Source organism: Psychrobacter sp. ASPA161_6, assembly GCF_051970285.1.
Classification (GTDB): Bacteria; Pseudomonadota; Gammaproteobacteria; order Pseudomonadales; family Moraxellaceae; genus Psychrobacter; species Psychrobacter glaciei.
This window is the reverse complement of record NZ_JBEFNJ010000002.1, coordinates 543107-555202: the sequence shown is the minus strand read 5'-3', so window position 1 is coordinate 555202 and position 12096 is coordinate 543107. Positions and strand designations below refer to the sequence as shown.

Here is a 12096-nt window from a genome sequence, read left to right as displayed (position 1 = left end):
CCAATAAAATAAAGGATTTACCCGCTCTAAATCAATAGAAAGCTGTCTATAATTCAAAAAACAGCCATCCGAAGATGACTGTTTTCAAATCTATTTTTTAATCTACAGCCATATGCATTTAATTAAAACATGACGCTAATGAACTATTGGATGCTGACCAATGGCTTAGAAACCCAACCTTCACCTTTATCACTTTGTACATGATAGTAGCCATTTTGTTCAGTACCCATGTAAATCATAATTTCTTGCTGAGATAAGATAGCGATTGGGTTTGAAGCTTTATTGGCCTGTGAATGCAGTTTGGTACTTTGTAATTTGCCAGACAATATAGAACCAGAAACCAGCTTTCCCGTATTACTCTGAGTGTTTTGAGCCACTGTTTCTGTAAAGCCTACTTCTTCGCCTAAGTCAGACACCGCCTGTTTGCTACCTCTGATGGTATCGGCCGTTCTACCAATTGAGCTGATGGTGTTTTGCACCTCATAAATACTATCCAAAAAACCAGCGTTTGCGTTAACAGATAAAGCAAGCAATGACGTGCTGACCGCTAGCAAGACCATAGATTTTGACGATACAGATAGCAACGGCTTTAATAAACTCATAAGAAGTTCCTGATGTTAAGAAAAGTATAAAAATGTTACCCGAATGTATTTATACCATATTCTTAAATTACCGAACAACTGTTAATTCAATAATGGTGCCAATTTATCTTTTTATTTATCATGCGTCACTCGTCATTTTCATAGCCACTCCAATTTGCTATGCGTCATTGGCTAAAAATGCTGGCAAAAAGGTTTCGCTAATCATTAGCGTGCGCCCATACCAATCATAACGCGTTTGCCGTTGCCAGCCAGCATCGGTATGACTGATAAAACGCTGATTGGGTAAAGTGCGACGCCGTTTAAATAACACGTAGCCGATGGGCGTGCCTTTTAGCTGTTGTAGCCGCCGCGCGTTGCCTTTTAGAGTCGATAAAGGAAAGATACTTTGCGCTTCTACCCACGGCTGCTCATCATTACCATATAACTGTACTTCACGTATCCACGCCAGTAATGGACGATTCAGCATTGAGCCTTGCAGCCCTAGTTGTCTTTTTTGTTGCAACGTTAAAGGTCGAAAGCCCTCAAAACTGCGTTCTACGCGTAATGGCTGCCCTGCTCTTTTTTCTAATACGGCAGTGAGAGAGCCTTCGGCATTGAGCCAAGGCAATAGCTCAGAGGGCGGGATAATAGTGGCAGGGCAAGCAAGAAAGTTACTGGGCATAAGAGTTACTGGACATAGTTAACGGCTAATAGTGAGAATTTAGAAAATAAACGGCTGCGAGTGTCTGTTAACAAAGCGACATTAATAAAAGTGACATTAATAAAAGTGACATTAATAAAAGCAGATATTAATAATAGGGTCTGTTGAACATTCAACTGTGGGACTGGCAGTCCTAATATTTGAATGTTCAACAGACCCTAATCAATATTCGTAAAATCGAGCATTAATGATTGATATCAAAGTCTGGCATATTATCGGCGTTAAATGGTAATGCTTCAAATGCCTGCTGACGATACTGTGCCATATGCTCACGATCTCTGGCACAAAAATCACCAATCGCAGGTACAAAGCGTGGATCATAGATACGATGCAGCGAGTGTGTCGTCGTTGGAATAAAACCACGTACCAGTTTATGCTCACCTTGCGTACCGGGATCAAAGGATTTTAGCCCTTGCTCAATAGCAAACTCAAGCCCTTGATAATAGCACAGCTCAAAGTGCAAGCTATCATACTCACCGAGCGCGCCCCAATAGCGACCGTATAAGGTAGCATTATTATCAGCCTTGTCGCTGTCGGCTTTATCGTATAAAAATAAGCTACTCGCGATAATTTCACCGTCGACATCCATGGCTTGCGCCAACATAATATGCTCAGGCAATCTATCGGCTAACGCCATGAAAAAATCAAGCGTCAAATAAGGCTTTTGCCCGCGTATTGCATAAGTCATCACATAACAATGATAGAACGCTTGCCAGTCTTCATCGGTGATGTCATTACCGCACTTACGCTGACAGCTAATGCCTTGCTCGGCGACCTTACGACGTTCAGCGCGGATGGTTTTACGTTTTTTGGCTCTTAGTGTCGCCAAAAATCCGTCGAAATCAGCAAATGGCTGACTGTCTTGGCTGAGGTTTTTATTTTGCCATAAAAACTGACAGCCTTGACGCTCAAGTATCGGCATCTCAATAGGAGTGGACTCTACACCACTTTCTTGGGCAGCTATCGCAAGCTCTATATCGATTTCAGTGGGCATAGACGTGGTGGCAATAGATGCAAGCTCAGGCGTGACAAACAGACCATGCCAGCTTGAGGCGCCCACTTGCTGAGCGACATCATCAACACCAGCAATGGCTGTTTTGAGAATATCATCATTCAAATGCTCACCAGCTGCCAACCAAAAACGCTGACCTGTAATCGGTGTATAGGGCACGCTGGTGACCAGCCGAGGATAGTAATCGATGCCATAGCGCGCATAAGCCTCCGCCCATGAGTGATCAAACACAAACTCACCGCGATGATGACCCTTTATGAATACTGGCATGACTGCGACAGGTTGCAGGGCTGTGTCTGCCGCACTGTCTGTTACGCTATTGGCGCTATCAGCATAATCGGCAACACGATGTACCAGAATAAATATCGGTAGCCACCCTGCCTGCTCACCAATCGCTCCCGTGTCAGTCAGTATTTGCCAAAAAGCAAATGACATAAAAGGGGTATCTGGCGTTTGCCACTGTGCTTGGTTCTGCCAGCTGGTATCATTGAGTAGCGCATATTGTAAAGTCATAGTACCTACACTGTTTTTCGTAATGGTCTAGCCTACCAAATGTGAGTGCTTTTGCTGTCACAATTTGCAAAAATAACAATATTTCTTGAAATATTACGCAGCATGCCTAACTATCAAAATAGCATAAAAAAAGCCAGCCACACGAATGTAGATGACTTTACTAAACTAGGGCATGTCCTCAATCTGAACGAAAACGCCTAAATGGGTTAAAGATGAGGACACGCCTTAACTGCCTTAACCGTTCTATTTTTATAAATAATGTGGCAAACCGTTTGTCTGTTGATTGCCTTGATATTATGACTGTCGGTATCCGCTTTAACACTTCAAAAAAACGGGTTTAAAAAACGGGTTTAAAAAACGGTAATTGTACAGAAAAGATGATATCAAAGCCCATGACTGGTAGAATAAGGCTATTATTAGCTTAATATAATTTGTATACATGAGATATGAATAAAAATAGTACAATTGGTTCATTATGCGAGATTGACATCGCATAGGATCTATAGTGGGTTAATGATAACCAGCCAGCTATTTTCAGGCAGTTTTGCACCGAGAGTCTCAAAGAGACGACTCATGATACATTTGATTCAATCACGATTCACTATCGCATAGAGTCTCTATAGAAATACCCATTTGTTTAAGCGTTAATATTAACTACAGCCTAAAGGGATACACTACTATAATGTCAAAAATTATTTATACAAAAACTGATGAAGCCCCAGCGCTAGCAACCTTGTCCTTCTTACCTATTGTCAAAGCATTTACCCAGACTGCAGGAGTTGAAGTTGAAACCACTGATATCTCTGTTGCCGCGCGTGTGTTGGCTGAATTCCCAGAATATTTAAATGAAGATCAGCGCGTTCCTGATAATCTAGCTGAGCTTGGTCGACTGACGCAAGATCCTGACACTAATATTATTAAACTGCCAAATATCAGTGCCTCTGTTCAGCAGCTAAAAGCCTGTATCAAAGAACTACAAAGCAAAGGCTACGGCATCCCTAACTTTCCAGAAGACCCAAAAACCGACGAAGAAAAAGAAATTCGTCAGCGCTATGGTAAGAGTCTAGGCAGTTCGGTTAACCCTGTATTGCGCGAAGGCAACTCAGATCGCCGTGCACCAAAAGCCGTTAAGAACTTTGCGCGCAAGCATCCGCATTCTATGGGCGAGTGGAAGCAATGGTCAAGTACCCATGTATCGCACATGCACAGCGGTGATTTTTACGATGGCGAACAGTCGATGACTTTGGATAAAGCCCGTAACGTGCGTATGGAGCTGTTACTTGATGATGGCACGACGAAAGTATTGAAGCCAAAAATTGCTTTGCTTGATAAAGAAGTCATTGATCTGATGGTCATGAGCAAAAAATCGCTGCTAGAGTTTTATGAGCAAGAAATGGAAGATTGCCGCGAAGCTGGTATCTTGTTTTCACTGCACGTAAAAGCCACCATGATGAAGGTTTCGCACCCTATCGTGTTTGGGCATGCGGTTAGAATTTATTATAAAGATGCATTTGATAAGCATGGTGCTTTTTTTGACGAGCTAGGCATTAACGTCAACAATGGTATGGCTGATCTATACGACAAAATATCTGCCCTGCCATCATCTAAACGTGAAGAGATCGAACAAGACTTGCATGCCTGCCAAGAGCATCGCCCACGTCTAGCGATGGTTGATTCTTCAAAAGGTATTACCAACTTCCATTCACCAAGCGATATTATTGTCGATGCGTCAATGCCTGCCATGATTCGTAATGGTGGTAAAATGTGGGGCGCTGATGGCAAACTATATGATTGCAAAGCTGTCATGCCAGAGTCTACCTTCGCCCGTATTTATCAAGAAATGATCAATTTCTGTAAATGGCATGGTAACTTTGATCCAACTACCATGGGTACGGTTCCTAACGTAGGCCTCATGGCACAAAAAGCAGAAGAATATGGCTCACACGACAAAACCTTTGAGTCTAGTGCTACTGGTATTGCACGTATTGTAGATATTGATACCGATGAAGTATTGCTTGAAAAGGATGTGGAAAAAGGTGACATCTGGCGCATGTGTCAAGTTAAAGACGACCCTATCCAAGATTGGGTGAAGCTTGCCGTCCGCCGTGCACGTGATTCAGATACGCCTGTCATCTTTTGGCTAGACCCGTACCGTCCACATGAGAACGAGCTAATCAAAAAAGTTAACATGTATTTGAAAGATCATGATACTGACGGTCTGCACATTGAAATCATGTCACAAGTTCGCGCCATGCGTTATACCTTGGAGCGTGTCGCTCGCGGTCTAGATACTATCTCTGCCACGGGTAATATCTTACGCGATTACCTAACAGACTTGTTCCCTATCCTAGAGCTAGGAACGAGCGCTAAGATGCTATCAGTCGTGCCACTAATGAAAGGTGGCGGTTTGTTTGAAACTGGTGCTGGTGGTTCTGCACCCAAACACGTTGAGCAGCTGGTAGAAGAAAACCATCTACGTTGGGATTCATTGGGTGAGTTTTTAGCTTTGACTGAGTCGTTGGAGCATTTGGCCAAAAACGACGACAATGCCAAAGCGCAAATCTTAGCAGATACGCTTGATAGAGCCACCGAAACACTGCTGCTAAATGACAAGTCACCGTCACGTAAAACAGGTGAGTTAGATAACCGTGGTAGTCACTTCTATCTGGCGATGTACTGGGCTGAAGAGCTTGCTGAGCAAGACCAAGATGCTGAGCTAAAAGCGCAATTTGCCCCATTTGCGCAAAAGCTTAAGAGCAATACAGACGCCATTATTAAACAATTCAATGAAGCTCAAGGCAAAGCGGTAGACATCAAAGGCTACTACTTCGCGGATGAAGCGTTGGCTGAAAAAGTCATGCGCCCAAGCACCTTATTCAATGAAGCGTTAGCATCGTTGTAATAAATTTAACTGGCTGGTCTCAAGTAACGTTACTTTTTCATACTTTTGCCGCTAGCCTCAGTTAAAAACAATAAAACACCCCATAGCTCTATAGAGTTGTGGGGTGTTTTTTATTATCCGCAGATAAAGAGATATTAGTGCTTATATAGTCAGTGAAAAGTAATATCGATACATCATGCACTGCTGATATCAATTTTTCTTGCTTGCTGTGCCTGTGTAGACAGAGGCTACAAAAAATTAATATCAGCAGTATCGTAGCGATTCTAAAATTCCTTGACCATAGTTATAACATCAGCATAGAAAAATTTACCATAAAAAAGCCACCTACATGATTGTAGATGGCTTTTTTAATAGCTTATTTTAAATTGCTTTTAGCTCATGATAAAACGATGACTATCTATGCATCCATATGCTTAATGATGGCTTTACCAAACTCAGAAGTACTGAGCAAGATAGCATCAGGCATCAAACGCTCAAAGTCATAAGTGACCGTTTTATTAGCGATAGCGCCTTGGATACCATTAATAATAAGATCGGCTGCTTCGACCCAGCCCATATCACGTAACATCATCTCAGCCGATAAAATCAACGAGCCGGGGTTTACTTTGTTCTGACCAGCATATTTAGGAGCAGTACCATGAGTTGCCTCATAGACAGCGATTGCGCCGCCTTTGTTAGCACCCGGTGCGATACCGATACCACCCACTTCAGCTGCTAGGGCATCAGAGATATAATCACCATTTAGGTTAAGCGTGGCGACGACAGAATAATCGGCAGGACGCATCAGGATTTGCTGCAAGAATGCATCAGCGATCACGTCTTTGATGATAATATCATTACCCGTTTTTGGATTTTTCATCGTCATCCAAGGGCCGCCATCTAACAACTCTGCATCGAAGCGCTCTGCGGCTAATTCATAACCCCAGTCTTTAAATGCGCCTTCGGTAAACTTCATGATGTTGCCTTTGTGCACTAAGGTCACACTCGGCAAATCGTTATCGATAGCGTGTTGAATAGCTTTACGCACTAGACGCTGCGAGCCTTCTTTTGAGACGGGTTTGATACCAATGCCGCAATCTTCAGGGAAGCGAATGCTGGTCACACCCATCTCATCTCTTAAGAAATTGATAACTTTTTTGGCATCATCGCTGCCCGCTTTCCACTCGATACCCGTGTAGATATCTTCTGTATTTTCACGGAAGATAACCATATCCGTCAGCTCAGGATGCTGCACGGGGCTTGGCACGCCTTCAAACCAGCGTACTGGACGCTGACAAACATACAGATCAAGGTTTTGGCGTACAGCCACATTTAACGAACTAAAGCCGCCGCCTACTGGCGTAGTTAATGGCCCTTTGATACTGATCACGTAATCTTTTAAAATCTCTAGCGTCTCATTTGGCAGGTAATCACCATCGTAAATTTTCGCTGCTTTTTCACCTAAATACGCTTCCATCCAAATGATGGATTTTTTGCCGTGGTAAGCTTTATCAACTGCGGCATCAACCACCTTAATCATAACTGGAGTGATATCCACCCCAATCCCATCGCCTTCAACGAAGGGAATAATTGGATGATTGGGGACATTCAACGATAAATCAGCGTTGACGGTTACTTTTTCGCCGTCTCTTGGTACGATAACTTTATCATAGGACATGGATAAAACTCCTTGGTGGTATGTTGGACGTCGCAGGTATACTGGGCACTCTGTTATTCTTTCGCTGTTCTATTATAGGTATGCGTGGTTAACGCCTGTTAGCTGAGCAAGCATAAGTGGCGCACTTACGATCTTATGTTTAATAGCCTTGTATCTAACCGTTTGACAAAACCGCTTTATACTCAAAGCTTCGAAATAAAAATTGGCAAAATAGTAAAATTAATAAGAAGAGAAAAATCCCTCTTACAAAAACACCTGAAAATATAATGCCATGGACATAAAAAAAGAGAAACGACAAAAAAGCTGAGATAAAATCAATAAATATCAATGCTCTGTAAGCTTGAGTACGCAATAAATGTCACATGTTATCCTAGCCATTGTACTAAGCTAAAGGTCTGAGCAATGATTTTTCTTGTGCATAGCTCATGTACAGATATCAATGTTATAAATACCACTATAATAACATGGTTTTATATTGAATATAAATTTTCATATCTACAGCCTACTTATGACAAGTTAATACATTATTTTTTATGTGTTTCGTTTTCATTAAAATGCCGTTAATTAAGTCATCAACCGTCTTATAATTGATCTGCAATCAGGGCATGTTGAATACCTTTTTTTTGACTATTACTTTTCATATTTCGCAATGATTCATCAATACTTTTATTTAGGAAACGCTACCTTATGTCGACCACCAGTCTCGTTCTGTTTAATAAGCCTTACGGTGTGCAAAGTCAGTTCCGTGATGACAGCAACAACGACCACACCACCCTATCAGAGTATTTTACTGACAAGTCTTTGCGCGTGGCTGGTAGGCTGGATGCGACGTCTGAAGGCTTACTGATTCTGACGAATGATGGCAGGGTTAACAAAGCCATTACCCATCCACCAAAAGCCAATGCTGGACGTAAGCAAGGTAAGACTTACTTAGTGCAAGTTGAAGGCATGCCTACTGCTGAGCAACTTGATAAGCTTCGACAGGGCGTCATTCTCAAAGATGGCAAAACCCTACCTGCCGACATCAAACAGCTTAGTGAAGAGGATTTGCCTATGCCACTCTGGCAACGTGAGCCACCTATCCGTGAGCGTAAAAGCATACCGACATCATGGTTGATGCTGACGATTTATGAAGGAAAGAATCGCCAAGTTAGACGCATGACGGCTCACGTTGGATTGCCTTGCCTGCGTCTTATTCGTTGGTCAGTGGCAGGCTTCGAATTGGAGGAACTGGCAGTTGGTGAGTTTGTGCGTATTCATTTAGACAGTACGAAACTGAGGGAGTTGGGTGTCAGTAATTAACTTGCTCTGTCATCAGGCGTATTGACTGATGATAATTTACATAAGATCATAGACACATCGAACAACGTCTAGGGTCTGTTGAACATTCAAATGTGGAACTAGCAGTGGCTGCAAAAAATTTATACCAGTCACGCTGCATCTCTTTTATATTAACCTGACTATGCCTGTTTTATGTAGATTAGGAGTTTTATATAGATTAGTAATAAAATCTAGCAAATATATTACGACCCGTTAAACATAGCGTCTCGAACTGGTAAGGTTTATCTGTTAAGATTCAGCACTTTACTGCCTTACTGTCATATTAGTGCCGTATTTCGCATTTATTTACTGTTTAGCTTGTCTCTATAAGGATATGTCATGATTGCTTCTCGTCGTTTTGCCTTGTTCGCCACCAGCATTTCTGCTGCTTTTATTCTGAGCGCCTGTCAGCCAGCAACAGAGAGTAGTGAGGTGATGCCCGCAGAAGAAGTGGCGGCACCAGCAACTGAGATGACGGCTGATCAAGAAAATATGGATGGTCATAATATGGCAGGTGGCGATGCAATGGCAGATGAGCAGCAAATGACAGACATTCTCAAAGACTACACTAAGTCGATGACAGGAATGCATGATGAGATGATGATCGGTATGGCATATAACGATCCCGATACCGCCTTTGCGAAAGGCATGTTAGGGCATCATCGCGGCGCCATCGACATGGCAAAAATCGAGCTGAAGTATGGTACTGACGCAGCCATGCGAGAACTTGCGCAAAAAATTACGGTAGCGCAGCAAGCTGAGATAGACATTCTGAATAAATGGCTTGCCGGCCATCCTGATGCTGCCAAACCTAAGCCTAATACCCAAGCCATGCAACAAGCCTATGCCAAGAGTATGGACGGGATGCATGGTGACATGATGCTCGCTATTACCGATCCGCTACCTGATATGGCTTTTGCACGCGGTATGTTGCCACATCATATTGGCGCTGTAGACATGGCAAAGATACAGCTCAAGTATGGTACGGATGAAGAGATGCACAAGTTGGCTCAAGATATCATCGACGCCCAGCAGCCTGAGATTCAAGTGATGCAAAATTGGATTGCCGCTAACAAAATCGATAAGCTCAACAATGACGCAACTAGTAATGACGCAACTGTCGAAAACGAAGTAGATGCTAAAGAATCTGCTGAGTAGCCCACTACCTAAATACGGTCAATCAATATCAATAAGTGTAAAACCCATAACGTCAAACCCCTGCTAATCATAAATGGTTAGTAGGGGTTTTTATCGAATTGATACAGCTATACTTTTGATATATTTATACTTGCTGACGCTCCATAACATTAAGCCATGTCTGCCAGCCTGCCGGTAGTGGTAAATGGTCACCATTATCATCGGGCACTGGATCTGTCTTTGCCAAGTGTAAACTTACTTTGTGCGGAAAGGTTTTCTCAGTCATGCCTTGCTGCTGTCCACTACTAAGCGCTACTTTAGGTAATACGCTGACGCACATCAGCTCGTCCCGACGAAACAGATAACATTCCACATCATGCTCTGCCGTACTAAGCGACGCTAACTGCTTAGTGTCTGCCTTGATACCATCAATGGCGACAATAACATCATGCGCCGAAATACCAGCTTTGGCAGCCACACTGTCACGTGTCACGCGATTTACCTTGAGTCCAGCTGGTGTCTCATGACAGCGCATACCCCAAGGCACATACTTGTCAGAAGTTTCCTTGGTATTGGTACGCATTTTTATACCATTTGCAGTCAATAGTGCTTCAATCGGTAATTCATCAACGCCATTGACATAGCGGCGCTCAAACTCTTGCCAATCGGCAAGCGACATAAACTGCCCGACAACCTTACCCATATCGGCACTGCTGATACCAATCCGTCGGTTGTCATTCTGCGTTGCTTGGCTATAAAAAGCTTTGACCACATCAAATAAACGATAACGACCGTTGCTTTTTTCGAGCAAGGTTAAGTCCAAACAAAGCGCCACCAATGCGCCTTTATTGTAGTAACTGATCCCAGCATTACCTGTGTTTTCATCACTGCGATATAACTTAATCCACGCATCAAAACTCGACTCAGCGATACTTTGATAGGCGCGTCCAGGCGTTTGATAATAGCGATTGACTTGCTCAGCCAGTAGCTTGAGATAGCTTGGCTTATCGATCACGCCTGATGCTTGCAACATAAAGTCATCGATATAAGACGTAAAACCTTCAAATACCCAAAGCAGTGGTGTAAAGGCTTCACGGCGCAAATCTACATCCAACATAACATCTGGGCGTACGGTTTTTACCCACCACGCGTGAAAGTACTCGTGGCTACATAAGCCTAAAAAACGCTGATAATCGCTGCTAGGTATTTTGGGTTCGTCAATACTCGGCAAGTCGCGACGCGGCGTAATCAGACTGGTCGAATTGATGTGTTCAAGACCACCATAATCTTGTCCACTGGCAAAAGTCATAAACGTATAGTCGTTGAATGGTGCATCACCCAGCCAATCTAGATACGTCTGACAAATTTGGGTGACATCTTGCTGTAGCCTGCCCATATTGGCATTATGCTTACCCGACAGATAAAAACGGTGAGGTAAGGTCTGATGCGCGTGGTCTTGGACGATAAAATCAAATGTATCCTGCTCAGCGATTTCAAAAGGATAATCAATCAGCTCGTGATAGCTGTTTGCTTGTAGCTCGTAACTGTATTGACCATCCTCTTTCTGCTCATCCGTTTGCTGTCCATCAAGGCGCAGGTGCGTAGCGTCTAAACCACAGGCTAAAAGCACATGGCTTTCTTGTTTATCCGCCAAAAATGCGGCTGGCACTATCAAGCTGACTTGTACAGGCGTCTGCTCCTGCCCATCGACTGCTAATGCTAAAGAGGTAAAATTTCCGTATAGACGCTGCTGATCGACATAAGCGGTGCGTACGGATAAATCATAACAGTAGACTTCATAATGAACATTTACTGTCTGAGCTGCCTTGACTTGTGGCAACTGCCAAGTGTGTTTGTCTGTCTTTATCGCGCGGTGCATCTCAGCGCTTTTATTATCGTCGTCCATAACTTGATAATGTACCGCAGTAATGTTTCGGGCAAACTCGCGCATCAAATAGCTACCTGGTATCCATGCTGGCAACCAAAGATTTGGAGCATCTACGTTTGTAGTAAAGGTGAGCGACACATCAACCAAATGCTCAAAAAAACGCTCAAAATCGAATCGATAGCTAATATCAGGCACAGGTCGAGCAGACTTACTGATTGAGGCAATTTCTGTTGACTCATTATTAGCAGTGTTGGCGTCAGAAGTAGGCACGTTAGCGTTATTGGTCAATGAATTCATCGTCTTTCTCATCCTCATTTTTATCGTTATGGTAGAAGTCCTTAGCCAAAAATGCAACTGGCAGACCC

8 protein-coding genes are annotated in these 12096 nt (G+C 43.1%); 3 read left to right on the top strand and 5 right to left on the bottom strand.

Annotation, left to right across the window (positions count from 1 at the left end; translation table 11 throughout):
- Nucleotides 1-143: 143 nt before the first annotated feature.
- The 3 genes from ACTQ9T_RS08375 to ACTQ9T_RS08365 form a co-directional block, all read right to left on the bottom strand.
- The gene (locus ACTQ9T_RS08375) at nucleotides 144-602 is read right to left on the bottom strand and encodes an SH3 domain-containing protein (RefSeq protein WP_189582879.1); all 459 of its coding nucleotides are present in this window, start codon (nucleotides 600-602) and stop codon (nucleotides 144-146) included.
- A 157-nt stretch (nucleotides 603-759) separates the two neighbouring features.
- A complete protein-coding gene (locus ACTQ9T_RS08370; RefSeq protein WP_440464757.1) occupies nucleotides 760-1263 on the bottom strand; it encodes a chorismate--pyruvate lyase family protein in 504 nt (167 codons plus the stop codon).
- A 223-nt stretch (nucleotides 1264-1486) separates the two neighbouring features.
- Complete coding sequence (locus tag ACTQ9T_RS08365; protein WP_440464756.1) at nucleotides 1487-2827, bottom strand: GNAT family N-acetyltransferase; 1341 nt, start codon at nucleotides 2825-2827, stop codon at nucleotides 1487-1489.
- Nucleotides 2828-3509: 682 nt separating this feature from the next.
- Between ACTQ9T_RS08365 and ACTQ9T_RS08360 the strand changes: the two genes are divergently transcribed.
- Nucleotides 3510-5729 carry an NADP-dependent isocitrate dehydrogenase gene (locus ACTQ9T_RS08360; RefSeq protein ID WP_440464755.1) on the top strand — a complete coding sequence of 740 codons (2220 nt, stop codon included), beginning with the start codon at nucleotides 3510-3512 and terminating at the stop codon, nucleotides 5727-5729.
- A 397-nt stretch (nucleotides 5730-6126) separates the two neighbouring features.
- Here ACTQ9T_RS08360 and icd read toward each other — a convergent pair whose 3' ends face one another.
- Nucleotides 6127-7386: an NADP-dependent isocitrate dehydrogenase gene (icd, locus tag ACTQ9T_RS08355; protein ID WP_440464754.1), complete on the bottom strand. Its 1260-nt coding sequence runs from the start codon at nucleotides 7384-7386 to the stop codon at nucleotides 6127-6129.
- Nucleotides 7387-8073: 687 nt separating this feature from the next.
- Here icd and ACTQ9T_RS08350 point away from each other — a divergent pair.
- Nucleotides 8074-8688 (top strand): pseudouridine synthase, encoded by a 615-nt coding sequence (locus tag ACTQ9T_RS08350; RefSeq protein WP_440464753.1) that lies wholly within the window; start codon nucleotides 8074-8076, stop codon nucleotides 8686-8688.
- A 357-nt stretch (nucleotides 8689-9045) separates the two neighbouring features.
- Nucleotides 9046-9864, top strand: coding sequence for a CopM family metallochaperone (copM, locus tag ACTQ9T_RS08345; protein ID WP_440464752.1), 819 nt, complete (start codon nucleotides 9046-9048; stop codon nucleotides 9862-9864).
- A 124-nt stretch (nucleotides 9865-9988) separates the two neighbouring features.
- Here copM and ACTQ9T_RS08340 read toward each other — a convergent pair whose 3' ends face one another.
- Nucleotides 9989-12028, bottom strand: a complete 2040-nt coding sequence (locus ACTQ9T_RS08340) for a M61 family metallopeptidase (RefSeq protein ID WP_440464751.1) — start codon at nucleotides 12026-12028, stop codon at nucleotides 9989-9991.
- Between the last annotated feature and the right edge of the window lie 68 nt (nucleotides 12029-12096).